The organism is Polymorphobacter multimanifer (genome assembly GCF_014205635.1).
GTDB lineage: Bacteria > Pseudomonadota > Alphaproteobacteria > Sphingomonadales > Sphingomonadaceae > Sandarakinorhabdus > Sandarakinorhabdus multimanifer.
On record NZ_JACIIV010000015.1, the window covers coordinates 54,122 to 80,811 of the forward strand.

At 66.5% G+C, this 26,690-nt stretch carries 24 protein-coding genes and 1 pseudogene; 10 read left to right on the top strand and 15 right to left on the bottom strand.

Annotated elements, in window-relative coordinates; translation table 11 throughout:
* Positions 1-3: 3 nt before the first annotated feature.
* The 9 genes from FHS79_RS11260 to FHS79_RS11300 form a co-directional block, all read right to left on the bottom strand.
* Positions 4-999, bottom strand: a complete 996-nt coding sequence (locus FHS79_RS11260; protein WP_243452830.1) for a glucokinase — start codon at positions 997-999, stop codon at positions 4-6.
* A gap of 24 nt (positions 1,000-1,023) precedes the next feature.
* Positions 1,024-2,295: a sugar MFS transporter gene (locus FHS79_RS11265; protein WP_184199782.1), complete on the bottom strand. Its 1,272-nt coding sequence runs from the start codon at positions 2,293-2,295 to the stop codon at positions 1,024-1,026.
* A gap of 87 nt (positions 2,296-2,382) precedes the next feature.
* The gene (locus FHS79_RS11270) at positions 2,383-5,013 is read right to left on the bottom strand and encodes a TonB-dependent receptor (RefSeq protein WP_207792320.1); all 2,631 of its coding nucleotides are present in this window, start codon (positions 5,011-5,013) and stop codon (positions 2,383-2,385) included.
* A gap of 22 nt (positions 5,014-5,035) precedes the next feature.
* Positions 5,036-7,564: a glycoside hydrolase family 3 protein gene (locus FHS79_RS11275; RefSeq protein WP_341534443.1), complete on the bottom strand. Its 2,529-nt coding sequence runs from the start codon at positions 7,562-7,564 to the stop codon at positions 5,036-5,038.
* Between the two features lie 80 nt (positions 7,565-7,644).
* A complete protein-coding gene (locus FHS79_RS11280) occupies positions 7,645-8,652 on the bottom strand; it encodes a LacI family DNA-binding transcriptional regulator (RefSeq protein ID WP_184199788.1) in 1,008 nt (335 codons plus the stop codon).
* A 127-nt stretch (positions 8,653-8,779) separates the two neighbouring features.
* Positions 8,780-10,246, bottom strand: a complete 1,467-nt coding sequence (locus tag FHS79_RS11285; protein WP_184199791.1) for a PqqD family peptide modification chaperone — start codon at positions 10,244-10,246, stop codon at positions 8,780-8,782.
* On the bottom strand, positions 10,243-11,970 hold the full coding sequence (locus FHS79_RS11290; protein ID WP_184199794.1) for an asparagine synthase-related protein: 1,728 nt from the start codon (positions 11,968-11,970) through the stop codon (positions 10,243-10,245). Before FHS79_RS11290 ends, FHS79_RS11285 begins: the two co-directional genes overlap by 4 nt.
* Before the next feature lie 2 nt (positions 11,971-11,972).
* A complete protein-coding gene (locus tag FHS79_RS11295) occupies positions 11,973-12,602 on the bottom strand; it encodes a lasso peptide biosynthesis B2 protein (protein ID WP_184199797.1) in 630 nt (209 codons plus the stop codon).
* A gap of 72 nt (positions 12,603-12,674) precedes the next feature.
* Positions 12,675-12,881, bottom strand: a complete 207-nt coding sequence (locus FHS79_RS11300) for a hypothetical protein (RefSeq protein WP_184199800.1) — start codon at positions 12,879-12,881, stop codon at positions 12,675-12,677.
* Between the two features lie 282 nt (positions 12,882-13,163).
* Between FHS79_RS11300 and FHS79_RS11305 the strand changes: the two genes are divergently transcribed.
* A complete protein-coding gene (locus tag FHS79_RS11305; RefSeq protein WP_184199803.1) occupies positions 13,164-14,255 on the top strand; it encodes a sensor histidine kinase in 1,092 nt (363 codons plus the stop codon).
* A 310-nt stretch (positions 14,256-14,565) separates the two neighbouring features.
* Positions 14,566-16,833 carry a response regulator gene (locus FHS79_RS11310; RefSeq protein ID WP_243452840.1) on the top strand — a complete coding sequence of 756 codons (2,268 nt, stop codon included), beginning with the start codon at positions 14,566-14,568 and terminating at the stop codon, positions 16,831-16,833.
* Between the two features lie 21 nt (positions 16,834-16,854).
* Here FHS79_RS11310 and thiS read toward each other — a convergent pair whose 3' ends face one another.
* Positions 16,855-17,835, bottom strand: a complete 981-nt coding sequence (gene thiS / locus FHS79_RS11315) for a sulfur carrier protein ThiS (RefSeq protein ID WP_184199809.1) — start codon at positions 17,833-17,835, stop codon at positions 16,855-16,857.
* A gap of 57 nt (positions 17,836-17,892) precedes the next feature.
* Between thiS and aroQ the strand changes: the two genes are divergently transcribed.
* The 4 genes from aroQ to aat are packed head-to-tail and all read left to right on the top strand — an operon-like array spanning position 17,893 to position 20,977.
* Entirely contained in the window at positions 17,893-18,330 is a 438-nt protein-coding gene (gene aroQ, locus FHS79_RS11320; protein WP_184199811.1) for a type II 3-dehydroquinate dehydratase, read from the top strand.
* Between the two features lie 47 nt (positions 18,331-18,377).
* Positions 18,378-18,863 (top strand): acetyl-CoA carboxylase biotin carboxyl carrier protein, encoded by a 486-nt coding sequence (gene accB / locus FHS79_RS11325; protein ID WP_243452831.1) that lies wholly within the window; start codon positions 18,378-18,380, stop codon positions 18,861-18,863.
* 8 nt (positions 18,864-18,871) lie between these two features.
* Positions 18,872-20,221: an acetyl-CoA carboxylase biotin carboxylase subunit gene (gene accC, locus FHS79_RS11330; RefSeq protein WP_184199815.1), complete on the top strand. Its 1,350-nt coding sequence runs from the start codon at positions 18,872-18,874 to the stop codon at positions 20,219-20,221.
* Positions 20,222-20,266: 45 nt separating this feature from the next.
* Entirely contained in the window at positions 20,267-20,977 is a 711-nt protein-coding gene (aat, locus tag FHS79_RS11335; protein WP_184199818.1) for a leucyl/phenylalanyl-tRNA--protein transferase, read from the top strand.
* A gap of 35 nt (positions 20,978-21,012) precedes the next feature.
* Here the strand turns inward: aat and FHS79_RS19325 are convergent.
* The 5 genes and pseudogenes from FHS79_RS19325 to FHS79_RS11355 form a co-directional block, all read right to left on the bottom strand.
* Positions 21,013-21,363: pseudogene (locus FHS79_RS19325) on the bottom strand (DUF2155 domain-containing protein); the annotation flags it as partial.
* Positions 21,347-21,838 (bottom strand): outer membrane lipid asymmetry maintenance protein MlaD, encoded by a 492-nt coding sequence (gene mlaD, locus FHS79_RS11340; RefSeq protein WP_184199821.1) that lies wholly within the window; start codon positions 21,836-21,838, stop codon positions 21,347-21,349. The pseudogene FHS79_RS19325 and the gene mlaD, both read right to left, overlap by 17 nt.
* Positions 21,838-22,236 (bottom strand): NADH:ubiquinone oxidoreductase subunit NDUFA12, encoded by a 399-nt coding sequence (locus tag FHS79_RS11345; RefSeq protein ID WP_184199935.1) that lies wholly within the window; start codon positions 22,234-22,236, stop codon positions 21,838-21,840. The genes mlaD and FHS79_RS11345 overlap by 1 nt, the downstream gene beginning before the upstream one ends.
* Positions 22,237-22,288: 52 nt before the next feature.
* Positions 22,289-22,729: a DUF192 domain-containing protein gene (locus FHS79_RS11350; RefSeq protein WP_184199824.1), complete on the bottom strand. Its 441-nt coding sequence runs from the start codon at positions 22,727-22,729 to the stop codon at positions 22,289-22,291.
* A gap of 7 nt (positions 22,730-22,736) precedes the next feature.
* Positions 22,737-23,303 carry a cold shock domain-containing protein gene (locus FHS79_RS11355; protein WP_341534444.1) on the bottom strand — a complete coding sequence of 189 codons (567 nt, stop codon included), beginning with the start codon at positions 23,301-23,303 and terminating at the stop codon, positions 22,737-22,739.
* Positions 23,304-23,472: 169 nt separating this feature from the next.
* Here FHS79_RS11355 and FHS79_RS11360 point away from each other — a divergent pair, with 169 nt between their 5' ends.
* The 4 genes from FHS79_RS11360 to FHS79_RS11375 are packed head-to-tail and all read left to right on the top strand — an operon-like array spanning position 23,473 to position 26,652.
* The gene (locus FHS79_RS11360; protein ID WP_184199826.1) at positions 23,473-24,177 is read left to right on the top strand and encodes an SRPBCC family protein; all 705 of its coding nucleotides are present in this window, start codon (positions 23,473-23,475) and stop codon (positions 24,175-24,177) included.
* On the top strand, positions 24,168-25,121 hold the full coding sequence (locus FHS79_RS11365) for an XdhC family protein (RefSeq protein WP_184199829.1): 954 nt from the start codon (positions 24,168-24,170) through the stop codon (positions 25,119-25,121). Before FHS79_RS11360 ends, FHS79_RS11365 begins: the two co-directional genes overlap by 10 nt.
* Positions 25,118-26,092: a molybdopterin-binding domain-containing protein gene (locus tag FHS79_RS11370; protein ID WP_184199832.1), complete on the top strand. Its 975-nt coding sequence runs from the start codon at positions 25,118-25,120 to the stop codon at positions 26,090-26,092. The genes FHS79_RS11365 and FHS79_RS11370 overlap by 4 nt, the downstream gene beginning before the upstream one ends.
* Positions 26,089-26,652 carry a nucleotidyltransferase family protein gene (locus tag FHS79_RS11375; RefSeq protein ID WP_184199835.1) on the top strand — a complete coding sequence of 188 codons (564 nt, stop codon included), beginning with the start codon at positions 26,089-26,091 and terminating at the stop codon, positions 26,650-26,652. The genes FHS79_RS11370 and FHS79_RS11375 overlap by 4 nt, the downstream gene beginning before the upstream one ends.
* The last annotated feature ends 38 nt before the right edge of the window (positions 26,653-26,690 follow it).

The window sequence follows — 26,690 nt, forward strand, 5'->3', positions numbered from 1 at the left end:
GCTTCACCCTGCCTGGTGCAACGAGGCAAAGGCCGCTGCGGCACCGAAAAGCCCGGGTTCGGCATCCGTCAGCAGCCGGACCGGCATGTCCGCCATCGCCGCGGAAAACCGGCCCTTGTCGATGAAACCGCGAGAGAAAGAGGCAAGCGCGCCATGGCCGAGCAGCCGATTGGCAAGGCTGCCGGCAAGGACCACGCCGGCAGCACCCTGGACAAGCGCCATGTCGCCGGCAAAGGCCCCGAGGCACAGGCAGAACCGATCGAGCGCGCGGGCGTGCCGCGTGTCGTGCCCTGCAATGGCACGCTGCCAGAGCGCCGCATCATCCGGAACATCGCCGCTCGCCGCATCGGGCGCCAACGCCCGGAAGATGTGCCGCAGCCCCGGTCCGGACACGACGCGCTCCGCTGAGACCCGTCCGAAGTGCCGGCGCAGCTGTGATGCAAGCGCCGCGTCCTCGTCGTCGCGCACGGCAAAGCTGCTGTGCCCGCCCTCCGACACCAGGATCTCGTAGCGGCCCGGCCATTGCGCAAGGCAGGCCACGCCGAGCCCGGTGCCAGGGCCGATCACCGAAATGCACCCGTCGGGCGGCAGGTCGCGGTCGGGGCCGCAGATCGGCTGGAATCGGTCTGCGGGAGCCTGGGCGACGGCATGCGCCACCGCAGCGAAGTCGTTGATCAGATGGACCGTGCGAACGCCGATCTCGGCGGCGAGGCATGAACGCTGCAGCACCCAGGGATTGTTTACGAGCTCGATCGTCTCGCCGCTGACAGGCCCGGCCACCGCGATCGCCGCCGCCGACGGCAGTGGCCGGCCGATCACGCCGGCATAGCGCGCCCAGCTGGCGGCGAAGCCCGGATCGTCGGCGCATTTGAAGCGATGCTCGTCGCGCAGCACGAGGACGCGCCCGGCGCTGATGGTGGCGATGGCAAAACGTGCATGCGTGCCGCCGATGTCGACGGCAACGATCTCGCGGCCACCCTCCCCCGCCCCCATCCTCATGCCGCCGCCCTCATGCCGCCTTCCTCATTGCGGTGTCAGTCGCCGTGTCGCGAGGGCAAAGCCGGCGATATAGACATAACAGGCCAGCGGCACGAACAGCGCCGCGCGCAACCCCAGCCCATCGGCCGCCACCCCGGTGACCAGCGGCACGATCGCGCCACCGACGATCGCCATGCAGATGATCCCCGACCCTTCGGCGGCGCGCGTGCCAAGGCCTTCGGACGCCAGGCTGAAGATCGTCGGGAACATGATCGAGTTCATCAGGCCGATGGCGATCAGCGACCAGCCGGCAACAAGCCCGACGGTGTTGGCCGAGGTCAGGAGCAGCAGCCCGGCGCCCACGGCAAAGGCGCACAGCACCAGCGCCGGCTCGAACCGCCGCAACAGGCCTGCGCCGATGAAGCGGCCAATCATGGCGCCGCCCCAGTAGAAGGCGATCAGTTCGCCCGCCGATTGCGCCGCCACCGCCAGCGTATCGGCCTGCATCAGGAAATTGGCGAGCAGGCTGCCGATCGAGACTTCGGCGCCGACATAGACGAAGATCGCCAGCGCCCCGAGCGCAAAGCGGGGCCGCTTCAGCAGGTCGAACGCCGCGAACATCGAGATCCTCGGCACCGGCGTTTCGGCAAGCCGATCGCGGCGCAGCCAGACCGCAACTGCCACGATCACCAGCGCCGCAGCGATGCCGAGATAGGTCGTCACGATGACGCCGGTCTCCTGCGCGCGCAGCGTCGCCAGCGCTGCGGCATCGAGCGCCGCCGGATCGATGTCGGGCAGCGATCCCAGGATCAGCCGGGCGCCGAAAAATGGAAACACCGTCGTGCCGAGCGCATTGAAGGCCTGGGCGAAGGTCAACCGGCTGTGCACGGTCTCGGCGCGCCCCAACATCGAAATCAACGGGTTGGCGACAACCTGGACGATGGTGACGCCACTCGCCAGCACGAACAGTGCGGCGAGGAACGCCGGAAAAACCGCGCTCACCGACGCCGGGATGAACATCAGGCACCCCGCCGTCATCGTCACCAACCCGAGTGCCGCGGTCCGCATGTAGCCGATCCGCCGCACGATCGCCGCCGCCGGCAGCGACACCAGGAAATAGGCGGCGAAGAACGCCGACTGCACCAGCATCACCTCGGCATAGTCGAGCGTGAACAGCGATTTCAGCTTGGGGATCAGCACATCGTTGAGGCTGGTGATGCCGCCGAAGATGAAGAACAGCGCAAAGACGAACCACCGCAGGTCGGCGGGGGTGTCGTCGTGGGACGCGAGCGAAGTCGAGGCAGGTGCGAGGGCCATGCGGATCCTTCAAGCCGTTGCGCGTCTTGCGTAGCGGCACGGTGGCGGAGTCGAAACCCCCGCCGGGTGGCGGGGGGCTTGCACTGGCTAGAAGGTCACCCGCCCGCGAAGCCCGAACGTGCGGGCATCGTTGAGGAAACGGATGTTCAGCGACGATCCGACAAGCGCCTTCTGTGACGCCTGCACATCGAACAGGTTCGATGCCCAGGCCTCGATCCGGTAATTGTCGATCGTATAGCCCGCCGCGATGTTGACGGTGGCAAACGCCTTCTGCTCGTCCGGAAACCCGACCTCGAGCGACGTCTGGCGCGTGCCATCCAGAAACACCACGTCGCGCTCGTTGAACTGCGACAGGAAGAACGCCGATCGATAATTGACCAGCGCCTGCCAGTCGAAGGTGCCGCTGCCGAGACCGATCGCCTGCTGGATCCGGGCGTTGACGTTCCACCGCGAGGCCAGCGGCAGCCGGTTGCCGCTCAGGTCGATCAACGGCGAGTTGCCGCCAGCGCCGAAATCCTGCCCGCGCGCATCGGCGACGATACCGCTGGTGACCTTGGTATCGAGATAGGTCAGGTTGAAATCGAGGCCGATCCGCGCCGGCAGCGAAAACCGCGTCTCCAGCTCGAAGCCGCGGATCCGCGACGACCCGATGTTGCGGTTCACCAGCGAATAACCGTTGCACACCGGCGGCACCTGCGTCTGGTCGAGATTGATGCAGGTCAGGTCCTGGAACACCTGATCGCTGTAGTCATACCAGAATCCGGTCAGATTGAAGACCGATCGGCGGCCGTCGAGTTCGAAGACATTGCGCGACCCGATTTCATAAACGACCACCTTCTCCGGGTTGAATGCCTCGGGAATCGTCGATCCGTTGAAGCTGTCGTTGAAGCCGCCGGCCTTGTGCCCGGTCGAAACCTTCGCATACACCTTGCTGTCGTCGCTCAGGTCGAAGTCGGCACCCAGCCGGAAGTCGAAATAATTGAACGCCGCACTGCCGACCTGCTGCGTCGGAATGCCCAGATTCGCATAGCTGAAGCCACCGTTGCGATCGCTCGGGTTGTTGACCGGGCAGGTCACGAAGCCGTTGTCGATATCCGGGCGGGTAAAGCAGGTGCCATTGGGGTTGGTGCCGTTGGCGATCGTCTGGATCTGCTGGATCAGCGTATCGCGCACCCCTGGCGTCTTGGTGCTCTCGATCAGGAACTGCGCCACCTGCTGCGGTGTCTGGACATTGCTCAGGTCGAAATTGGGCCGGTCGAGCAGGTTCGGGCGGAAACCCTCGGTGCCGAAGCGCGTGGCGATGCAGCAATCGAAGTTCTCGCCGCCCAATGTCAGGGCCAAATTGCCGCCGATGCCGTAGCGGGACTTGGTCTCGTCGGTATAGCGCATGCCGCCGAACAGCCGCAGCCGGTCACTCACGTCATAGGTCGTGTCGGCGAAGAAGGCATAGGATTTGCCCTCCACCTCGGGCATCACGAACTCGGTGCCCGAATAGCAGCAGAAGCCGCGGTCGGCGAGCGACAGGAACCCGACCTGCTGCTCTTCCTTGAAGTAGAAACCGCCCAGCGTCCAGCGCAGCGAAGACTCCTCGTCGGCAAACAAGCGCAGTTCGTAGATCTGGCTCTGCGAACGCGTCTCCCAGAAGTTGTTCGAAAAATTGTCATACTGGATGGCGTCGAGATCGCGGCCCGGCCAATTGATGCTCTCCGAGCTCGCATTGGCCTGGAAAAAGTCGACATCGCGGTAGCTGGCGTTGAACTCCGCCGACACGCTGCCGAAATCATAGCGCAACTTGCCCTGCACGCCCCAGTTCGTGTTGTCGAGCACACCCTGCTGCCCGCGATAGACGACATCGCGCAAGTCGAGCTGGTCAGGCCGCAGGCCCGTGGCAATCACCGCGGGGAAGATGTTGGCGCCAGGATAGCCGGTGCCGGTCTCCTTGCCATAATCGCCGACGATCGACACCGACAGCGCGCTGGTCGGCTCCCACAGCAGCGACAGCCGTCCGCCATAATTCTCCTCCAGCCCCGCCGGGTCGAGGGTGCGCGCCTGCGCCCCGGTGGCGGCGTTCCTGAAGCCGAAATCCTTGTTGGCATAAAAGCCCGAGGCGCGGACGGCCGCGGTCGCCCCGAGCGGCAGGTTGAGCGCGCCTTCGAAGCCATAGGAACTGCGGTTGGCGACTTCGCCCTGCACATAGCCGCTCGTCTCGCCCAGCCGTGGCCTTGCGGTGATGATGTTGATTGTCCCCGCCAGCGCGTTACGGCCATAAAGCGTCCCCTGCGGCCCCTTGTTCACCTCGACCCTTTCGAGATCGTAGAACATCGACCCCAGCCCGCGCGGCCGCGGGATATAGATGCCATTGAGATGCGGCGCCGCCGCCGGGTCGCCGAGCTCGGTATTGTTCGCCGACCCCACGCCGCGAATGAAGATCTCGATATTGCCTTCCTGGTTGGCGATGCTCAGCCCCGGGATCGCCACCTGCAACTGCCGCAGGTCGGCAATACCATCGGCGCGTAGCTGTGCCGCGGACAGGGACTGGACGACGCCGGTCACATCCTGGATATTCTGGTCGCGCCGCTCGGCCGTGACGATGATTGCCGCATCGTCCTCCGCGGCGGCCGGCGTGTCCGATTGTGCGGTCGTCGCCTGCTGCGCCAGCAGCGGGGTTGCGATGCCGGCGAGCAGCAGAGCTGCAACTGTGATCCGATAGGTCTGCATCTTCATCCTCCCCTTCTTGTTGTTATCGTGCGCCGTCAGCCGATCCGATCCTGATCCCCGAAATGGTCAGGTCGAGCCGGCCGGCGGTGCCGAGCTCGAACGGTGTGTCGATCCGCGCCATGTCGGCGCCGGCAGCGGCGATCCGCGCCAGCGGCACGGCGATGCGTGTCCAGCCCTTGCCGGCGGCAGCACGCAGCTGCGGCGCCACGTCGACGCTGCCGGCACAGCCATCGCCGCATCGCATCATCAGCGGCACCGCCGCGGTCGGCGGCGCATCGACCCGCAGGTCGATGATCAGCGCCAGCTCGCCATTGGCTTCGCGCTGCAGGTCACGCCCGGCGGGCTCGCGGATCAGCACGCTCGCCATCGCCGGCCCGGTCCAGGTGAAGCGCCGCGAATCCTCCTGCGCGCTGCGGTCGGCGGCGCGCGCCTGCAAGGATGGCAGTGTCGCCGCCAGCTCCACGCTCTGCGGCGCCATGCCATCGGTGGCGATGAACAATTGCCGTCCCCCGGCGGCACGCCCGGCGGTGAACAGCGTGCCCGGCGCGGCGCGGTCGGCGCTCGGGCCGTCCTCCGGCAAGGCTCCAAGGTTGCCCGCCGTCGCCAGCGTCCGGCCGAAGCCGAGCGCGAACAGCGGATCATAGCCCGCATCGCCCTTGTTGAGGACAACCTGGTCGGCACGGCGCGGCCAGGAATATGGCAGGGTGCCGCTGAAGTCGCTCTTGCCGAACAGCAGGTCGGCAACGCCGCCACCCTCCGATCCCGGCAGCCATGCGGCGACAAACGCCGTTGCCGCATTGATCTCGCGGTTCACCCACAATGGCCGTCCCGAAAGGAACACCGCCACCACCGGCACGCCCTGCTGCTGCAGCCGCTGCATCATCGCCAGCGTGTCGCGCGTGTCGTTGAAGGCGACATCGGCGCGGTCCCCCTGGAACTCCGCATAGGGATCCTCACCAAAGACGACGATCGCCGCATCGGGCCGCGTCTTCCAGCTGCCATCGGTCGACAGGGTGGCGCTGCCGCCCCCCGCCGCAACGGCCTCCTCGATGCCGCGCCAGATCGACTGGGCGTTGGGAAAATGCTCGGGCCTGGTCCCCGTCCCCTGCCAGGTCAGCGTCCAGCCGCCGGCCTGCTTGGCAACATTGTCGGCTCCATCACCGGCCACCAGGATGCGCGCGCCCGGCCTCAGCGGCAGCACGCCGTCGTTGTTCTTCAGCAGCACCAGCGATTTGCGCACCGCTTCGCGCGCCAGCGCCCGGTGCTCGGGCGATGCGAGCCTCGACCAGTCCCCGGCGAACGGCCGCGTCGATGGCCGCCCGGCCTCGAACACTCCAGCACGCAGCTTGACCCGCAGCACCCGGCGCACCGCATCGTCGAGCCGCGCCATCGGCAGCGCACCGCTTTTCACATCGGCAAGGGTATTGTGCCAGAGCCCCTTCCAGCTGTCCGGCGCCATGAAGATGTCGAGCCCGGCGCGCACCGAGGCGGCGCAATGGTCGACGGTGCAGCCCGGCACCTGGCCATGGCCGTTCCAGTCCCCGACGATGAAGCCATCGAACTTCCACCGGTCCTTCAGCACGCCGGTCAGCAACGACGCATTGCCGTGCAGCTTGACGCCGTTCCAGCTCGAAAACGACGCCATCACCACCTGCACGCCGGCCTGGAGTGCGGCCGGATAGCCGGCGGCATATACCGTGCGCAGCTCGGCTTCGCTGGCCAGCGTGTCGCCCTGGTCCTTGCCGCCGGTGGTGCCGCCATCGCCAACGAAATGCTTGGCGGTGGCGATGATGCGGGCGCCGCGCAGCCAGTCCTTGTCGCCGATGCGGCCCTGCAACCCCTCGACCAGCGGGCCGGCAAAACTCGCGGTGATCGCCGGGTCCTCGCCGAACCCCTCATAGGTGCGGCCCCAGCGATCATCGCGCACGACCGTCAGCGTCGGCGCAAAGGTCCAGTCGAGCCCGGTGACGCGCATCTCGAGCGCCGTCGCCGCGCCGATGCGGCGCACGAGCTCGGGGTCGCGCGTCGCGCCGAGCGCGATATTGTGCGGAAACAGCGTGGCGCCGACGATATTGTTGTGACCATGGACAGCATCGCTGCCCCAGATCGAGGGAATGCGCACCAGCTTGCCGTTCGGCCGCATCGACGCATCGTAAAAGGCATCCGCCGCCTTCAGCCATGCCGAGGCGGGGGCGAATTCATCGTTGCCGGGGCTGGAATTTCCACCGTTGAACACCGATCCGAGGTGATAATCGTAAACATCCTGCGGCGTGATGCTGGCGAGATCGCCCTGGATGATCTGGCCGACCTTCTGCTCGGTCGTCATCGCGGCCAGCAAGGCATCGATCCGCCGCTCGATCGCCGGATCGACCGCAAGCGGCGGCTGCAGCGCCGGCCAGGTCGCGGGATCCGCGACGGCAGACAAGGGCGCTGCCCCCGCCGCGTGGGCGGAAACCGCGCACGCGCCGACGGAAAGCGCGAGCGCTGCGGCCGCCAGCGGGCGCGCGATCAGCCATGAAGCACCTTGCCGTCCCACGATCACTCCCCTCACGTTCCTCTTTATGGAAACGTTACCAGAAAAGTGGATGGACAGCGCTTATCTGTCAAGAAGTTTCTGTTACATGTGTGTTTTCAAGATTTTAGGCGCTGTTGCGCGACTGTCGATCCGCGTATCACCAGCTCGAAATCGAGCTGCTGCCCACCAGTATCGGTGGCATCGATGAGCATCTTGGCAGCGGCATGGGCGAGCTCGCGCGTGGGCTGCCTGATCGTTGTCAGCGGCGGCCATACCAGCCGGGCAAGGTCGGTATCGTCGAACCCGGCGATGGCGATGTCGCCCGGCACTGCCAGCCCGAGTTCATGCGCGGCGGTCAGCACGCCAGCGCCCATGTCGTCGTTGCTGGCAAAGATCGCCGACGGGCGCCGCGCCATCGTCAGCATGCGCCGCCCGGCGGCATGCCCCGACGTGAAATCGAACAGCCCCTGCTGGATCAGTTCGGCCTCCTCCGCGATGCCGTGTCGGGCCAGCGCCCGCCGAAACCCCGTCAGCCGCTGGTTGCTGGCGACATGGTCGGGATGGCCGATGATGAAGCCGATGCGGCGATGGCCAAGCCCGACCAGATGGTCGGTAATCCTCTCCGCCGCCGCTTCATCATCGATGAACACGCGCGGCGAGATATCGAGCGACCCGCCCGGCGCGATCCGGACAAACGGCAGGTTGCTGCGTTGCAGCGCCGCAATCACCTCGGCCGAATCGGATACCGGCGGGGACAGGATGACACCGTCGAGATGGGTCTCGGCAAGCAGCCCGGCAATGTCGCGCGCCAGGTCCGCCGAGGTCACGTCGCATTCCTGAAAGACCACGCGAAAGCCGCGTTCGATGCAGTGCGCTCGGGCGCCGGTCTGGATGCTGTAGATGTAATAGGGACTGGGATTGTCGTACAGCAGCGCGATCTGGAAGGATCGCTGCCCGGCCAATGCGCGCGCGGCAACGCTCGGCCGGAAATCCAGCCGGGCAATGGCCTCCTCGACACGGCGCCGCGTCGCCGGCTTCACATAGGGCTCGTTGTTGAGCACCCGCGATACCGTCGTCACCGAAACGCCTGCGGCAGCCGAAACCTCCCTGATCGTGCTGCGCATCGCTCTCCGATCCTGCCGTTCCCCTGCCATCTTGTTGGCGGGCCGGCGGTCACAATGTCAACGCCCCGCGGTTCCCCCATGCTCCGCGCAACCACCGTTGTCCCGCAATCGGCAGGGGTGAACCGCGTCAGGCCTGCACGCTCGAAATCAGGTCCTCGCGAAACAACGCCTCGAGAAGCGCTGCCATGTCCGCGCGGATCTCTTCGAGCGCGCCGTCGAAACGACTTGCCATCACATGTGCGATCTCGTCGGTCGTGCGGGGTGTCTCCAGCAGGCACCAGGCCAGCTCTGCCGTATCGTCCACCACCAGATAGCGGCCGCTCTCGACATTCATCACCACATGCATCCCCGGCCCTCCGGGTGCGATGACCGCCGCCGGGTTGCGAGCGTAGCGGTCCCGGCACGAACGCCTCGGCGTCAGGGCACGCGGCTTCACGCCCACCTCGGACACATCGCAGCCATGCCGCAGGATATCGAAGGAAATGCACAGCCGCTCGGCCGACAGGCCGGTCGGCCAGGTCCGGTGCGCCAGATAGGACGGGAAGAGCAGAAGATCGCCGGTCCGCGGGGTCAACCGCATCGGCGGCCAGACAAGATCGGGTGCCGGCTGTGCCAGCGGGAGCGGACCGAACTCGATCTGCCCGGCATTGGGCGCCGGGCTCGCTGACAGCTGTGGCACATCGACATAATAGACGCCGCTCAGCCAGCCGTCCGGATGCAGGTGCCAGTCTTCATGGCCATCACCCCGGACACCCAGCGCCCAGCTCCTGATGGCGATCGTGTCCGGCTTCAGCGCCACCAGCGGATGGTCGCCGTCCAACGCTGCCATCGGCGTCCGGACATAGTCCGCCACGGCATCCTCGACCGCTGCGAACAGCAAATCCAGCGCCGGTGCCGATGCCAGCATGTGCAGCGCTTCGAGGCGGCGGCCGCTCCCCTTCGTCGCCTTGGTCCGCGGCAGAGGCCGCCAGTCCTCGACCGCATCGAGCTGCGCCTTGATGTCCGCAGCATCGATCCCGGCAGGCGTGCTGCGCGCAATCCAGCGCCCGCCATCGGTCATCGCCCGCACGCGCTCGGCCTGCGCCGGCGTCGTCGCAGCGAAGGCCAGCGCCGAGACCATCCGGGCCGTCCAGCGGCCCCGCGCGCGGAGATCGTTGCACAAGGCCCACAAGTCCGACCGTCGCCCGTCGGACAGCATCAGCCCGAACATCACCAGCGCGGCGGCATCATCGTCGGGCTGGTTTTCGAGCGCCAGCGTGGCAGCATCGCGCGCCGCATCGCGCTGCCCGAGTTCGAACAAGGCTTTCGCCCGGAGCCCCAGGCTGGCGTCCTGGCCCGCTGCCACGGCATGGGCAAGCGCGGTGTCTGCCAGCGCCGGATCGCCCATGGCAAGCGCCGCCTCGCCTACCAGCGCTGCAAGCTCGGGGGCGGCGCCCATCGCGCTCGCATCCCCGGCGCGGCACGCAAGCTCCTCCAACCGGTCGGTCTTCAGCAAATAGCGCATCAGGCGCTGAAGGCTGTCGCTGCGCTCGGGAAAGGCCAGGTTCGCCGCGCGCAGCACCGCGGTGAAATCGGGGCGCGCCGCCGGAATCAAGCCCGCTGTCCCGACAAGGCCGTGGCCGGCAATGGCGCAGCCCGCTGCATGGGCCGAAGCTCGGCAAGCTGGCGCAACCACACCTCGACAGCAATCGTGCGCACCAGCAGCGGCTCCGCCCGCGTCTGTCCGACGCACGCCTGGCGCAGCGCGTGCCGCCATTTGTCGGCATCGATCAGGCCGAGTTCCGCGGCCCTGGGCGCTTCGCCGAGATAGTCGAGCCATTGTGGCGAGCGGCGCAACCCCTCCACAAAGGTGCGCGATCCCATCCCGAAGCTGATGCGCGTCCGCATTTCGTCATCGACCAGCCCCTTGAGCGCGCGCCGCTGCAGGTAGCGGTCGCACGACGGGATCAGCTTCTGGGACCAGGGTATCGCCCATAGAAACTCGAAGAGCGCGCGCGTGAAGAGCGGATGACGCGATTCATACCCCTTGTCATAGGGCTGCGAGTCCTCCGCACAGCGCCAGAGATCGTCGAGGATCGCCTGCTGCCCCGGCGTGGCGCAACGCGGCAGCCCCGGGCCGGGTGCAGCGCCGTCGCCGGGCGTGGCCGGGTTCAGCCAGTCCAGCCGAAGATGGTAATGCGGCGCGCGGACAGGGCGGCGCGCCAGATGCCGGACCGAAGGCAGCACAAGCCCATGCACCGCCCAATATGCCGCCGACCGGTGCGGGAGAGCACCCCGCCGCCACCGCGCCACGTCGCTCAGCGTCTCGCGCAATCGCCCGCAAAACAGCGGATCGGCGAGGTGCATCGGCACGGGCGCGAGCTGCGCGCCCATGAAGCTGTCCCCACCATCGCCAGTCAACAGCACCGATCCGCCGATCAGACCGGTGAGCACACGGTCGAAGCGGCGGTGGATCACGGCGGTATCGGGCCCGCCGCAAAACGCGTCGGGAAAGTCGCCGAAGGGCAGCACGTCCTCGGCATTGATCGCATGCCAGGGAATGCCGGTCCTCCCGACAACACGCTCGATCCACGGCGACTCGTCCGCCTCGCGCCATTGCGGGGAAATGATCGAATAAGCCGTGAGCGACGGCGCATGCTGCAGCGCCGGCGGAAGCAGCGTGTTCGAATCGAGCCCGCCCGACAGGGCGATCCATGGCGAGGCGCTTCCGGCAAGCGCATCGCGGGTCGCCGCCGCGACAAGCTCCTTGAAGTGCGCGATGTAATCGCCGGACGTCGCCAACGCGATCGGCGCAACATCCCGAGGGTCCCAGCTCGTGAACACGGTACTGGCCCCGCCGGCGATCCACACGCTGCTCCCCGGCGTCAGCCGCCGGATCGAACGATACACCGTTCGCGCCGTGGTCCCGGTGCCCTCCTCGATATAGCGCCTGACCTCGGACAGGCAGATGTCTTCGCGCTCATCAGCGTCAACGATCCCGCTGAGACGCGTCGCAAACTTCAGCCGCCCGCCACGCATTTGCCAGTAGAGCGGCACAATCCCGAGCGCGTCATGCGTCAGCAGCACCTCAGCTGACTCCAGGTCGTGCACGACAAGCGCATATTGGCCGTCGAGCCGCGCCGCCAGCCCGCGTCCCCACCGCCGATAGGCCGCGGCAATCAACGCGCTCGTCGACACCCCGTCGATGCTGCTTCCGGCGGCCAGCTCGGCAAGATTGCTGAAATAGCCGCGGTGGTGGATGACGAGACCGTGCACGCGGTCCGCAGCGGCAAGATCGACCTCTCCGCTGAAGTGCGTCGTGGCCGGACGCTGCTGCATCTTCACATCATTGTCGCCAGCCGCGCGAAACCCTGCGGCGCCGGCGCCAGCACGCCCTGCCCATCCACCTCCACCCATGCATGGGCAGCAAAGGGTATCCGGCGGACACCGATCACATGCGTCGCGGCAACGCCGCTGGCCCGCAGGTAGCGATACAGCGACAGCGACCGAACCAGGCAATCATTGGCCCCGCGACGAAACAGGATCACATTCTCGGCAGCCAGGAACGGACGACCGACCACCGCGACCACTCCGCCCCGCTCGACAGCAGCCGGCCATCGCCGTTCAGCCAGCGCCCGGTAGGTGGGCCCGAAGCCGCGGACGCGCAACGAAAGCGCGGTCGCCACAATGGCGCCGAGCGCCGCAACACTTCCCGTGCGAAGCGCAATGCCAGCATCTGCCACGGGCGCCGGAGGCGGGTTGGACGCACCGGGCGTGCACAGCCATCCAGCCTTTACCTGCTCGGCCGCAAACGCCTCGAGCGACCGGTTTATCTCGGCGCGGCTGACACCATAGTCTGCAGCCAGCTGCGCAAGATCGCCCTCATCGTTCCCGTCGCGCGTCAGTACCGACCACAACGACGTCGCAAGTTCATCGAGCACCGAATAACGCTGCGAACCCAGGTCAAGCACGACGCCGCCTCCGTCGATGCAACGGTAACGGATCCGGTTGCTGGCAGTATAATGCGGCCCCACCACAACAACTTAGTCGCCAGGCGGCAGGATGACCTTTCCGCCTGCAGGCGCGTCGATCGTCAGGGCTTTCCACTTGTCGCCATCGGCCTTGTCGCCCACATTGCCCACGCCGGCAGTCGTCTGCTCGTCGATTGATCCCGCATCGATGATCTGCGGGCTCCGCCACGCCTTTTTCGGGCTGCTGCCTGTTTTCGGGCTGCTGTTTGTATCGCTCATCGGATATGCTCCCAACATGAATGATGCAACCTTGGCCTGTTCGGCTGGCCAGCGGCCATGCTACCCAAACTGTTCCTGGCTGCAAGCTCGCACATCGGACCTAGACTGCAGGCGGTACAAGTTGCCGAAAGGCAACGCTTCTCTCCCTGCGCAAATCTTCCGGCATATCGCCGCCGCGACATGCTTGAGGTGGCGCCAATTCTCGGCCAAGAACATCAGCCCGGCGAGCGGCAACAATAGTTGAAGCTATTGGCCTGTCGGGTCGGGGCGTGAGGAATCGACATGAAAGATGCGCATGATCAGACCAACGTGGAGCAGTTGCTCGCCACGCCCGGACTGGCCGACGCGCTCGAAAGCGAACAGTTCAAGCAGTTTCTGGATCATGTGCCGGTGGCCATCGCGGTCTCGGAGATCCAGCGCGCCGAAGCCATCACCTACTGCAACCTCGAGTTCGAACGCCTCACCGGTCGAACAGCCGCCGACATCCAGGGACATGACTGGACCGTCCTGTCAGGCGAAGCCCTGGCGCCCGGCGAAAAGGCATCACTGAGCGAAGCGGTGATGAGTGAAGACGAGTATATCGGCACATTCAAAATCGCGAATGGCGAGACGATCTGCGATGTCGATGCGTGGTCGAACATCATAGAGAACGACCATGGCACCCCGCTCTTCCGGCTGGTCGCCCTCGCCACAACCGGCCAGCGCATCCGCGCCGCGGGCGAGCAGGACGAGCAGCTGCTGCGCGACAAGGACGTGCTGCTGCGCGAGCTGCAGCATCGCGTGAAGAACAATCTCCAGATGATCACCGCGCTGATCCGCATGGAAGCGCGCAACCTGCCCGAGGGGGAGACCGGGGAACGCTTCACTCGGCTCGCCGGTCGCATCAACTCGCTGGCGCTGCTCTACGACCTGCTGGCAGGCGAAACCATGACCGACGGGATCGACCTTGGTGTCTATCTCAGCAAGATCGCCTCGTCGGTCATGGAAGCGCATGCAATCCAGGGCATCCGGCTGGAGCTGCGCGTCGATGCATGGCCCGTCTCCATCAATGTCGCCATGCCCACCGGGCTTGTCGTCAACGAGTTGATGACCAACGCGCTCAAACATGGCTTCGTCGGGCGTGACCGCGGGACGATCACGATGTCGAGCCTGGTCGACGAGACCGGCTGCCGGATTGTCGTCGCCGACGACGGCGTGGGGTTCGCCGAGGGCGTCACCTGGCCGACGTCCGGCAAGCTCGGCTCGGTCATCGTCCAGTCCTTGAAACAGAATGCCAGGGCAGTGGTGGACGTGCAGTCGTCCCCGAACAACGGCACGCGCATCAGCATATTCTTTGCACGCAAGGCAGCCGAGCCAGCCAGCAATCCCGTTTGAGCGGCGCCGGCGCGGTACCCCACAGGCCGCCGCGGCAAGTCGCCGGCGGCGCGCCTTGCCTGTTGTCAATGCAGCACACAGCCACGAACAACGCCGATTTCGTGCGGCACCATGCCATGTTCCGGATAGCAGTTTGACAACAAAATGTTATTCATGCGCGTCGTCGATTTGACCTTCGAACCGACCTGAACAGGGGTTGTACATGCTTGCTGGCAATTGGTGGGCGCGGATCGTCGAGGATGGGCTTGGCGAGTCCTATGTCTTCGACACAAGCACCTTCCGGTTCATCCTCGTCAACCGGCAGGCACGCATGAATCTCGGCTATGAGGCCGCCGAAATGGCGCTCATCACTCCGTGGCAGATCAAGCCCCTGATATCCGAGCAGCAGTTTCGGGAAATGATCGTGCCGCTTGTCGGCGGCGAATTGCCAATACTGACATTCGAGACCGTGCACGCGCGAAAGGATGGCTCGCACTACGACGTCAAGGTCCGGCTGCAGTTGCTGCGGTCCGATGAAGATGCCGTATTCTTCGCCGCGATCGAGGATGTGACCGCGACCAGGCGCGCCGAGCAGCAGCTTCGCCGGACCACCGACCGGCTCGATGCCATCGTCAACAACACCCGCATGGCGCTGTTCATGATGGACGACCACCAGCGGTGCATCTTCATGAACGCCGCAGCCGAAGCGATGACCGGCTTCAGCTTTTCCGAAACCCAGGGCCGGGTGCTCCATGACATCATCCACCACACCCATCCCGATGGCCGCCCCTTCCCGCTTGCCGACTGCGCCATCGACCGTGCCCTTCCCGAAAACAACCAGCAGAGCGGCGAAGAGGTGTTCGTGCACCGGGACGGCAGCTTCTATCCGGTGGGCTTCACGGCCTCGCCGATGCGCGACGAGACCGGCAAGCCGATCGGCACCGTCATCGAAGCCAGGCTGATCGCGGAGGAGATCCGTTCGCGTGAAACCATGCGCAACTACAACGACACGCTCAAGCGCGAAGTCGAAATGGCCGTCGCGCAACTGAAGCACGCCGAAGCACAGTTGTTCCAGGCACAGAAGATGGAGGCGATCGGCAATTTGACTGGCGGGGTCGCCCATGATTTCAACAACATCCTTCAAGTCATCAAAGGCAATCTGAATCTGTTGTCGCGCAATGTCGCTGGCAACGAGGTGGCCGAGCGCCGGATCCAGCATGCGATGGCCGGCGTGACGCGCGGCGCAAAGCTCACGTCGCACCTGCTGTCCTTCGCGCGACGCCAGCCTCTCGATCCCTCGCCGCTGCATCTGGGCCGCCTGCTCCAGGGCCTCGACGACATGCTGCGCCGGACGCTCGGCGAGACCGTGGACATCGAGATCATCGCCAGCGGCGGATTGTGGAACTGCAACGTCGACCGCGCCCAGATGGAAAATGCGATCCTCAACCTGGCGATCAACGCCCGCGACGCGATGGAAAACCGCGGCAAGCTGACCCTCGAGGTGAGCAACGCGGTGCTCGACGATCACTATGCGTCGCAACACACCGACGTCGCGCCGGGGCAATATGTGATGCTGGCGGTCACCGACACCGGATGCGGCATGACATCAGATACACTCGCCCAGGTGTTCGAGCCGTTCTTCAGCACCAAGCCCGAAGGGGAGGGCACCGGGCTCGGTCTCAGCATGGTCTATGGCTTCGCCAAACAGTCGGGCGGCCATCTCAAGCTGTACAGCGAGGTCGGCGTCGGCACGACCGTGCGGATCTACCTGCCGCGCACGCGCCTCGTGGAAGACGCCCCGGCCGAACCGCTTCCGCTTGCAGAGCAAGGTGGCACCGAGACCATTCTTGTGGTCGAGGATGATGATTCCGTGCGCGCCGTCGCCGTGGAACTGCTGACCGATCTCGGTTACCGGGTGCTCAAGGCCACCAATGCCGACAACGCGCTGGCGATCGTGGAAAGCGGCGTGGCCATCGACCTGCTCTTCACCGATGTCGTGATGCCCGGAAACCTGCGGAGCACCGACCTCGCCCGCCTCACGCTCGCAGCCCACCCCGGCGCCGTCGTGCTCTTCTCCTCCGGCTATACCCAGAATGCCATTGTCCACGCCGGGCGGCTCGACGATGGCGTCGAACTGCTGAGCAAACCCTATGGCCGCAACAGTCTGGCGCGCAAGGTCCGGCACGTGCTCGAAAACCGCGCTCTCGCCAGGGATGCACCGAAACCGCCGCAGACGGACGTGCCGAAAACGAGCCTGCGGGTCCTGGCGGTCGAGGATGAAGCGCTGATCCGCATGCTCCTTGCCGACATGATGATCGAAATGGGGCACCAGGTTACCGAAGCCGGCGACGTCGCGGAAGCAAGGACGCAGTTCGAGAGTGCCGAATTCGACATGCTGGTGACGGATGTTTCCTTGCCTGACGGCTCGGGCTTCGATTTCGCGATCGAGGCGGCGTCGCGAAACCCGAAACTGCGGGTTGTCGTTGCAACCGGCCACGTCCTCGACACGTCATCATGGCCGGCATCGTTCACCGCGCTGGAAAAGCCCTACAATGAAGCCGGATTGCAGGCCGCCATCGCGAAACTGGCGGCCGGCTGAGCCGTTGCGCCGTCCGGCGCCCTAGATCAGCCCGGCGAGCGGCGAGGACGGATCGGCATAGCGGCGGCGCTGCATACGGCCAGCGCGATAGGCCAGGCGGCCTGATTCGATTGCCAGCTTCATCGCCCGCGCCATCAGCACCGGATCGCGCGCCTCGGCGATCGCGGTGTTCATTAGCACGCCGGCACAGCCGAGCTCCATCGCCACCGCGGCGTCGGACGCGGTGCCGACCCCGGCATCGACCAGCACCGGCACCTTCGCCCCTTCGATGATCATCCGCAGCGTGACGGGGTTCTGCACGCCGAGCCCCGAACCGATGAGCGAGCCCAGCGGCATGATTGCACACGCGCCGAGCTCCTCCAGCTTCTTCGCCGCAATGGGATCATCGGCGCAATAGACCATCACGTCGAAGCCGTCCTTCACCAGGATCTCGGTGGCGCGCAGCGTTTCCGCCATGTCGGGATAAAGCGTGCGCGCTTCGCCGAGCACCTCGAGCTTGACCAGGTTCCAGCCACCGGCCTCACGCGCCAGCCGCAACGTCCGCACCGCCTCGTCGCCGGTGAAGCAGCCGGCAGTGTTGGGCAGATAGGTGAAGCGCCTGGGATCGATGAAGTCGGTGAGCATCGGCGCGCCACGGTCGGTGACGTTGACCCGCCGCACTGCCACCGTGACGATCTCGGCGCCCGAAGCTTCAAGCGCCGCGGCGTTCTGCGCGAAATCCTTGTACTTGCCGGTGCCGACAATCAGCCGCGAGGTGAAGCGGCGGCCGGCGACTTCCCAGCCGTCGTCTTCCATCCCGCCGCCGACAAAATGCACGATCTCCAGCCGGTCGCCCTCGGCAAGCTGGGTCTCGGCAAATGCCGATCGCCGCACGATCTCGAGGTTTCGCTCGACCGCGACGTGGGCGGCTTCCAGCTCCAGTTCCGTCAGCAGTGCCGCAACACTCTGGCCGGGGGTGATTCGGCGGGGCTCGCCGTTGAGGGTGATCGCATGGTTGCTCATGCGCTTCCAATGCCCCGGGGCATTGCAGCGAGCAAGGTGCAACGCTAACGCTGCGACATGAGCCTCGTCCTTGTCCTCAATGGTCCCAACCTCAACCTGCTCGGCAGCCGCGAGCCGGAGATCTATGGGAACGACACGCTCGACACCATCGCCGGCCGCCTCGAAGACCAGGCACAGGCACTTGGCCTCACGCTCGACATCCGCCAGTCCAACCATGAAGGCCATCTTGTCGACTGGCTGCAGGAAGCCGGCTCGCTCGGCGCGCTGGCGGTCATCCTCAACGCCGGCGCCCTCACCCACACATCGGTCGCCATCCACGATGCCATCAAGGCAATCAGCGTGCCCGTCATCGAAGTCCACCTCTCCAATCCGCATGCGCGCGAGGCCTTTCGCCACCACAGTTTCGTTTCCCTGGTCGCTCGGGGCACCATCGCCGGGTTCGGCGCTGGATCCTACACGCTGGCGCTGGACGCGGCCGCAGCATTGCGGCAATAGCAAAAGCCTTGGCCGGCGTACAACCGGCGCAGCAACGGGGTGAATTCATGCCGCAAGGCTCGAACAGCGAGGGCACCATGCAGGTCGACAGCGCATTGGTCCGCGAACTGGCGGAACTTCTTGATGCCGGCAACCTGACCGAAATCGAAGTCAAGGACGGCGAGCGCTCGATTCGTGTGGCGCGCAACATCACCGCCGCCCCGATGACCTTTTCGGCACCCGTTTCTGCCCCCGCAGCACCCCTTTCTGCCCCCGCAGCGCCCCCGGCTGCCCCTGCAGCCGATGATTGGAAGAGCCATCCGGGCCTTGTGAAGTCCCCGATCGTCGGCACCGCCTATCTGACGTCGGAGCCCGGTGCCCCGCCCTTCATCACCGAAGGAGCAACCGTTGCCGCCGGCGCCACCCTGCTCATCGTCGAGGCGATGAAGGTCATGAACCCCATCACCGCCCCCAGGGCCGGCACCGTCAAACGCATCCTCATCCGTTCGGAACAGCCGGTCGAATATGATGAGCCGCTGGTGGTGATCGAATAACCATGCCGATGTTCAAGAAGGTCCTGATCGCCAACCGGGGCGAGATCGCCCTGCGTGTGCACCGCGCCTGCCGGGAGATGGGCATCAGCACCGTGGCGGTGCACTCGACCGCCGATGCCGACGCCATGCATGTGCGCCTTGCCGACGAAGCGATCTGCATCGGGCCTCCGTCGGCCACCGACAGCTATCTCAACATCCCCGCGATCATCTCAGCCGCGGAGATCGCCCAGGCCGATGCCATCCACCCCGGCTATGGCTTTCTCTCTGAAAATGCTCGCTTTGCGGAGATCGTGGAGGAGCACAACATCGTATGGATCGGGCCCGACCCCGAGCATATCCGCAAGATGGGGGACAAGGTCGAGGCCAAGCGCACCGCCGCCGCCCTCGGATTGCCGCTGGTGCCGGGCTCGGACGGGCCACTGACCTCGACCGAAGAGGCGCTCGAAGTGGCAGAGCGCATCGGCTACCCCGTGCTCGTCAAGGCCGCTTCGGGCGGCGGCGGGCGCGGCATGAAGGTCATCCCCGACGCCGCCTCGCTGGCAGGGCTGGTGGCGCAGGCCAAGCAGGAAGCCAAGGCCGCCTTTGGCGATGATACCGTCTATCTCGAAAAATACCTGTCCGAACCGCGCCACATCGAATTCCAGATCTTCGGTGACGGCCAGGGCGGCGCCGTCCACCTCGGCGAACGCGATTGCTCGCTGCAGCGCCGCCACCAGAAAGTGCTCGAGGAAGCCCCTTCGCCCGCCCTCAACGCCAGCGAACGCGCCCGCATGGGCGAAGTCGTGCGGCAGGCCATTTCGAAGCTCAAGTATCGCGGCGCCGGCACCATCGAGTTCCTCTACGAGAATGGCGAGTTCTTCTTCATCGAGATGAACACCCGGCTCCAGGTCGAGCATCCCGTCACCGAGGCGATCACCGGGATCGATCTCGTCCGCGAGCAGATCCGCATCGCCGCCGGCCTGCCGCTGTCGGTCACGCAGGAGACCATCCGCTTCGAAGGCCATGCCATCGAATGCCGGATCAACGCCGAGGACCCCGCCACCTTCGCGCCCTCGCCCGGCCGCGTCACCGATTTCCATCAGCCGGGCGGGCTGCATGTGCGGGTGGATTCAGCACTTTACGACGGCTATCGCATCCCGCCCTATTATGATTCGCTCATTGCCAAGCTCATCGTCTATGGCGCCAACCGCAATGACGCGCTGATGCGCTTGCGCCGCGCGCTCGAGGAATTCGTCATTCACGGACCCAAGACGACGATTCCGCTCCACCAGGCGCTGATCGAGGATCAGGACTTCATCGACGGTGATTATTCGATCAAGTGGCTCGAACGCTGGCTGGCTTCACGCGCCGAACAATAGCAGGCCAGCCTTCTCTTTTCGCGCGCCTGGTGCCACGATCGCCCGATGTCATCCCGCCTCATCAGCCAGCGGCTCGATCCGGATGTTTTGCTCACGGCCTATGCCAGCGGCATCTTTCCGATGGCGGAGGCAGCCGACAGCCCCGATGTCTTCTGGGTCGAGCCGCGGCGCCGCGGCGTGCTCCCCCTCGATCGATTCCACGCCCCCCGCAGCCTCTTGAAGGCGCTGCGGCAGAACCGCTTCCACTTCACCCGAGACCGCGCCTTCGCGCGCGTGCTCGCGGAATGTGCCGCCGAGCAACCGGACCGGCTGCAGACCTGGATCAACCCCTTGATCGCCGAAGCCTATCTGGCGCTCCACGAGCGCGGCCATGCCCATAGCATCGAGGCCTGGACCGCCGATGGCACGCTCGCCGGCGGCCTTTACGGTGTGCGCCTCGGCGGTGCCTTTTTCGGCGAATCGATGTTCACGCGCGTCACCGATGGATCGAAGGCAGCACTGGCAGCGCTGGTGGTGCGGCTCCGCGCCGGCGGCTTCACGCTGCTCGACACGCAGTTCCTGACCGAGCATCTCGCGCGCTTCGGCACCACCGAGGTGGACCGCAAAGTCTATCGCTCGGCGCTGGGCGCTGCACTCCCGGTCTCGGCCGATTTCGGCGCGCTCGACGGGGCAGCCGGGGTGCTCGCTCCGACGACAACGGTATCGGGCCCCTTGTCGGGCCATTTCATCGCACAGGCCCTGATCCAGATATCATAACGCGGATGCTCGAGCGGATTGAGCGAAGGGCTCTCGGCGAACATCCAACCCGAATAGATGCGCGCAACCCCGTTGCGCCGGCGTTCATCGATCTGGAGAAATCCGCCGGTCAGCTTGGGCTCCCATGGCGGCGTCGTCTCGCACGTCCGCACCGCAACCGTCAGCGTGCCGAAGCTGAACCGCTGTCCGGGCTTGCCCCTGAACACCCGCATTTCGCCCGACCGCTTGTCGATCGCCGCCACTTCCACATCGCGCTCGGCATTGGGGGTCACGCCTTCGGGCAACGCATTGCGCGCCCGCGCCGGCGCCTGCGCCTGCGCCACGGCCGGCGCCGCAAGCATCAACGCAAGCCCAGCGAGCGCGAGCCGCTTATTGCTCGGGCGCATCGGCCGGCTTCGGCTCGTCACCGCCACTGCGGTTCACGACACTGCCGATCAGCGCCATGAGATCGGCCGCTCCCGACGTCTCGATGATCTCCTCGCCCGGCTTGAGCATCGTCTCCTCCGCCCCGGGGCTGAGCGCAATGAAATTGCCGCCGAGCAACCCCTCACTGGTGATCGCCGCACTCGAATCGATCGGCAGGTTGAGCCCAGGCTGGATGCCGATCTCGAGCACGGCCTGGTAGCTTGCCGGATCGAGCCGCTGCGCCACCACCTGCCCCACCTTGATGCCCGCGAGCCGCACATCGGTGCCCGGCGAGATGCCCGCCACGCTCGGAAAGCGCGCCAAGAGCGTGTAGCCACCGCCACCGCGCCCGGCCTGCGTCCGCTCCCACGCAAAGTTGATGAACAGCGCCGCCACGATCAGCACCAGCGCACCGAGCAGCGCCTCGATCACATTTTCCTTGAGCAAGGCGCGCATCAGTTCTGGTCCGGGGACCAGGCGCTGTAGTCGCCCGTTGCCGCCGCCCGCTTGCCACCCGATTCGAGCGCCCCCGAAGGGCGATAGGCTGCGAGCGTACCGGTGGCATTCGGCGCCCATTCCCGCTCCCACACCCGCGGCGTGAGCGGGGCTTCGCTCGGCGGCAGCGCCACCGTCTTGTGCATCCACAAATGCCATTCCGGCGGAATGCGCGTCGCCTCGGGCACGCCATTGTACATCACCCAGCGGCGTTCGCCCGGATCGCCGGCCTTGCCCGACCGGAAATACACATTGCCCTCGCCGTCCCGGCCCACTTCGGTGCCATTGCGGCTGGACCAGATTCGCGTGCCGAGCCCGGGGCCGTTCCACCAGGTGAAGATGCTGCCAAGAAATCCCATGTCGTTCTCAAACCGCATGTGGGGCGCAAAGGCAAGCCCCGGCTGCCGCAGCTCAACGCGGGCGCTTCACCTTGTCCCCCGGCTTGAGGCCGATCCGCGCAGCTTCGCCGGCGTTCAGTTCGATCACGGCGGCGGTCAGCCCGCCCGAGGGGATGAGCGCATCGGAATAGGGCTTGCCCTGGCCGATGCTCACCACCCGGTCATCCGGCCCGACAAAAATCAGATCGAGCGGGAGCGGCGTGTTGCGCATCCAGAAGGCGGTGGTCCGTGCCGGTTTGAACGGGAAGATCATGCCGGAATCGCGCGGCATCGCCTCGCGGTACATCAGGCCGCACGCCTGCTGGTCGGATGTCGCCGCCAGGTCGACCGTGTAGCTGTGCGTGCCCTTGGCGGTCGTGAAACTCACCGACTGACGCGAGAGGCCGATGTTGGGGCACGCGGCCCAGGCGGGGGCAGCGATCAGAAGCGCTGCGGCAAACGCAACCATACGCATAGGTTCATCAATCCTGTTCGGGCACGACCCCATCGGCAGCAAGCGACACTGCCAGCGGGCCCTTGTGGCCCGAAGCGATGCGCGCTTGCAAGGGCTGCCCCGGCTCGAGCTCCGGCAACCCCGCCCGGCGCACCGTCTCCATATGCACGAAGATATCCTCCTCGGTGCCCGGCCGAACGACAAAACCATAGCCTTTCAACCGGTTGAACCACTTCACCACGACCGGCTCGAAATTGCCCGCGGTGTCGAGAAGACCCTGCGGATTGACACGGTCCGCCGCGCGCACCGCAGCCGTTTCCGGATCGGGGCCGATGGCCGTGGTCAGGTCCAGGTCGACAATCTTGCGCGCCTGGCGCCCACGGTCGCGTGCGACGACAATGCAGGTGAGCGTTGCCCCCTCGGGAAGCGTACGACGACCCATCTCGCGCACCACCGTGAAGTGCACCAGCACATCGCCCTCGGCCGTGGGAATTTCCGGCACCAGAAAGCCGTAACCGCGAACCGGATCGAACCATTTCACCGCGCCGCGAACCACCGTCTCGTCAGCAGCCACCTCGTTCAAAAGCTGTTCCACATCGTCCCCCGAAACACACTACCTGAACCTAGGTAACATCCCCTAAATAAAATCATAGTATGAGTATGAACGCTACGCAAACGCGCATTGTTCCGCCATAGCATGTGGCTGGTGACTTCAGTCGGCGAACGCTACAAAGCTGGCACCGCAGTGGCTGGAAAGAAGTACGATGAATCTCGATGGCGCCGTGACGATCGCTGCCCCGCGCGCTGCGGTATGGGCCGCGCTCAATGATCCCGATGTGCTGGCGCGCTGCATAGATGGCGTGGAGAGCCTCACGCGCACGCCGCATGATGCAGGGGAGCGGCTGGAGGGCAAGATGAACGCCAAGGTCGGCCCGGTGCGAGCCACCTTCACGGGCTTCGTGACCCTCACCGATGTCGTGGAAGGGCAGAGCTATCGGCTGGTCGGCGAAGGCAAGGGCGGCGTGGCGGGCTTTGCCAAGGGCGAAGCCGATGTCACACTTTCGGACACGCCCGAGGGGAACACCACCCTTGCCTATGCCGTGCGCTCCTCGGTGGGTGGCAAGCTGGCGCAACTGGGCGGGCGCCTGATCGAGGGCACCGCCAAGGCCTATGCCGAAAACTTCTTCAACAAATTGAAGGGCGAGCTGGAAGCGGCCCCTGTTCAGGCTCCGGTTCAGGCCCCGGTTCAGGCCCCGGTTCAGGCCCCAGCCCAAGCTTCGGCACAAGCTTCGGCCCAGGCTACGGCCGAGGCTTCGGCCCCGGCAGGAGAACCGGCCCCGATGCCCATCGGCGAAGCAGTGGCAGCGCCGACCGCAGACGTCGCCCCGGGCAAGGGCATCTCGCCGCTGGTCTGGGGCGGGCTGCTGATTGTCGCCGTGCTCGGCTTTCTGGTCGTGCAATGGAGTTGACCGAAGATCTCGCCACCCTCGCCACCGCGCGCGGCTGGGCCGAAGCGGGACACCGCGTGGCGATCGCCACCGTGGTCTCGGCCTGGGGGTCGGCCCCGCGCCGCGCCGGAAGCCACCTCGCCATCCGCGACGATGGCCTGTTCGCCGGCTCGGTGAGCGGCGGCTGTGTCGAAGGCGAAGTGATCTTCGAAGCCCAGGCGCTGCTCGCCGAAACCACCGGGGTGCGCAGCCTCGAATACGGCGTTGCCGATGAAACAGCCTGGCGAGTCGGCCTTGCCTGTGGCGGTCGAATCACCGTGCTCGTGCAGCGGCTCGCCGATGATGGCTTTCCAGTCGCGATCATCGATGGCCTTGAAGCCGCTGCCCGCGCCGGCCGAAGCATGACGGTGGTGACCGATCTCGGCCGCGGCGCCAGCTGGATGGGCGACGCCGACGACATCCATTTCATCCGCCCCTGGGCACCGCCACGCCGGCTCGCCATCATCGGCGCCGTGCATATCGCACAGGCGCTGGTGCCGCTGGCACAGGGGCTCGGGATCAGCACCACCGTCATCGATCCGCGCACATTGTTCGCTGCGGATGATCGTTTTGCCGGGCTGCTGCTCGACCGGCGGTGGCCCGACGAGGCACTGGCGGCGTGGGCACCCAATGCCGCCTCGGCCGTGGTGGCGCTCACCCATGACCCCAAGCTCGACGATGTCGGGCTGGCAGCGGCACTTCGCTCGGATGCCTTTTACATCGCAGCGCTGGGCAGCCGGAAGAACCATGCCCTGCGCCGTGAACGGCTGGCAGCATTCGGCTTGGACAGCGAGGCCCTCGACCGGGTTCGCGGTCCGGCCGGTCTTGCCATCGGTGCGCAAGGCCCGGCCGAAATTGCGCTCAGCATTGCCGCCGAGCTGACGGCTGCCTGGCACGGCGTGCTCGCCCCGACGGCGCCCGCTTGATCTTCGCCGAATTGCCGCTGGCGGAGGCCGAGGGCGCACTGCTCGCCCATGGCCAGATGGTCGGCACGGCGCGCTGGAGCAAGGGCCGGCGGCTGACGGCCGATGATCTTGCCGAGGCCGCGCGCTCAGGGCTCGATCGACTGATGGTCGCGCGGCTCGATGCCGATGATGTGGCCGAAGATGCCGCCGCCACCGCCTTGGCAGCAGCGCTTGCCGGCGGGCATGTCGAGGTGCTGCCGGCGGCACATGGCCGTGCCAACCTTGCAGCGCGCACCGCCGGCGTACTCGCGGTCGATCCGGGGTGCGTAACGGCGGTGAACGCCATCGACGAGGCGCTGACCCTCGGCACGCTGGCACCGATGGCGCGGGTGCGCGCCGGCGAGATCATCGCCACGGTGAAGGTCATCCGCTATGCCGTCGCCCGCCCTGCCCTCGACGCCGCTCTCGCCGCATCGGCGCCGATGCAGGTCCATGGCTTCCGCCCATGCGATGTGGCGCTAGTTGCCACGCGGCTGCCGGGGGTGAGCGACAAGGCAATGGCGAAGACGCTGCGGGTCACGCGCGCGCGGGTCGAGGCGCTCGGGTGCAGGCTGGTGCCGCTGCCCGCGGTGGCGCACGACACTTCGGCCCTTGCCGCGGTGATGGCCGGTTGCACCGCCGAGCTTCTGCTTGTTGCGAGCGCGTCTGCCAGCGTGGATCGCGGTGATGTCGTGCCCGCCGCCATGGTGCGCGCCGGTGGCCATGTCGAACGGCTGGGGATGCCGGTCGATCCCGGCAACCTGCTGGTGCTGGGCGAAGTGAATGGCCGCCCCGTCATCGGCCTCCCCGGCTGCGCGCGCTCGCCCAGGCGCAACGGGCTCGATCTCGTACTGGAGCGGCTCATTGCCGGTCTGCCGGTCACAGCCGCCGACATCGCGGCGATGGGCGCCGGCGGCCTGCTGCCCGAAGCCGAGCGACCGGTGCCACGATGAGGTGCGGCGCGGTCCTGCTCGCCGCCGGACGCTCCTCCCGGATGGTCGGCGGCCACAAGCTGCTCATGCCGTGGCGGGGCAAGGCGCTGGTTGCCCATGCTGCCGATGCCGCACTCGCTGCCGGGCTGCCGCTGCTCGTCGTGCTCGGGCATCAAGCCGCGGCAGTGCGCGAAGCGCTCGGGAACCGGGCGATGTCGTTCGTGACCGCCGAGGATCATGTGCTGGGGCTGGCGCATTCGCTCGGCGCCGGGCTGCGGGCGGCACCCGAGGACTGGGATGCCGCCCTGGTGATGCTGGGGGACATGCCGCGCATCGAGCCTGCATTGCTGGCGACTTTGGCGGCGACCGATGGCGTGGCAGCGCCGGTCTGGGCCGGCCAGCGTGGCAATCCGGTCCGCTGGCCGCGCGCCCACTGGCCGGCGCTGCTGGCCTTGCAGGGCGATGCCGGCGCGCGTCACCTGTTCGACGGGCTGGCGGTGACTCTCGTTCCTGCACCCAGCGACGCGATATTGGCGGATGTCGATACGGCGGAGGCACTGGGCGCGCTGCGCCGGACATGAAAAGGCCCGGCGGTGGTGCCGCCGGGCCCGGAAGTCAG

Coding starts and splice junctions, on each gene's coding strand:
- FHS79_RS11260 (WP_243452830.1), bottom strand. CDS start 999: ATGAGGATGGGGGCGGGGGAGGGTGGCCGCGAGATCGTTGCCGTCGAC.
- FHS79_RS11265 (WP_184199782.1), bottom strand. CDS start 2,295: ATGGCCCTCGCACCTGCCTCGACTTCGCTCGCGTCCCACGACGACACC.
- FHS79_RS11270 (WP_207792320.1), bottom strand. CDS start 5,013: ATGCAGACCTATCGGATCACAGTTGCAGCTCTGCTGCTCGCCGGCATC.
- FHS79_RS11280 (WP_184199788.1), bottom strand. CDS start 8,652: ATGCGCAGCACGATCAGGGAGGTTTCGGCTGCCGCAGGCGTTTCGGTG.
- FHS79_RS11290 (WP_184199794.1), bottom strand. CDS start 11,970: ATGCAGCAGCGTCCGGCCACGACGCACTTCAGCGGAGAGGTCGATCTT.
- FHS79_RS11300 (WP_184199800.1), bottom strand. CDS start 12,881: ATGAGCGATACAAACAGCAGCCCGAAAACAGGCAGCAGCCCGAAAAAG.
- FHS79_RS11305 (WP_184199803.1), top strand. CDS start 13,164: ATGAAAGATGCGCATGATCAGACCAACGTGGAGCAGTTGCTCGCCACG.
- FHS79_RS11310 (WP_243452840.1), top strand. CDS start 14,566: ATGAATCTCGGCTATGAGGCCGCCGAAATGGCGCTCATCACTCCGTGG.
- thiS (WP_184199809.1), bottom strand. CDS start 17,835: ATGAGCAACCATGCGATCACCCTCAACGGCGAGCCCCGCCGAATCACC.
- aroQ (WP_184199811.1), top strand. CDS start 17,893: ATGAGCCTCGTCCTTGTCCTCAATGGTCCCAACCTCAACCTGCTCGGC.
- accB (WP_243452831.1), top strand. CDS start 18,378: ATGCCGCAAGGCTCGAACAGCGAGGGCACCATGCAGGTCGACAGCGCA.
- accC (WP_184199815.1), top strand. CDS start 18,872: ATGTTCAAGAAGGTCCTGATCGCCAACCGGGGCGAGATCGCCCTGCGT.
- aat (WP_184199818.1), top strand. CDS start 20,267: ATGTCATCCCGCCTCATCAGCCAGCGGCTCGATCCGGATGTTTTGCTC.
- mlaD (WP_184199821.1), bottom strand. CDS start 21,838: ATGCGCGCCTTGCTCAAGGAAAATGTGATCGAGGCGCTGCTCGGTGCG.
- FHS79_RS11345 (WP_184199935.1), bottom strand. CDS start 22,236: ATGGGATTTCTTGGCAGCATCTTCACCTGGTGGAACGGCCCCGGGCTC.
- FHS79_RS11350 (WP_184199824.1), bottom strand. CDS start 22,729: ATGCGTATGGTTGCGTTTGCCGCAGCGCTTCTGATCGCTGCCCCCGCC.
- FHS79_RS11360 (WP_184199826.1), top strand. CDS start 23,473: ATGAATCTCGATGGCGCCGTGACGATCGCTGCCCCGCGCGCTGCGGTA.
- FHS79_RS11365 (WP_184199829.1), top strand. CDS start 24,168: ATGGAGTTGACCGAAGATCTCGCCACCCTCGCCACCGCGCGCGGCTGG.
- FHS79_RS11375 (WP_184199835.1), top strand. CDS start 26,089: ATGAGGTGCGGCGCGGTCCTGCTCGCCGCCGGACGCTCCTCCCGGATG.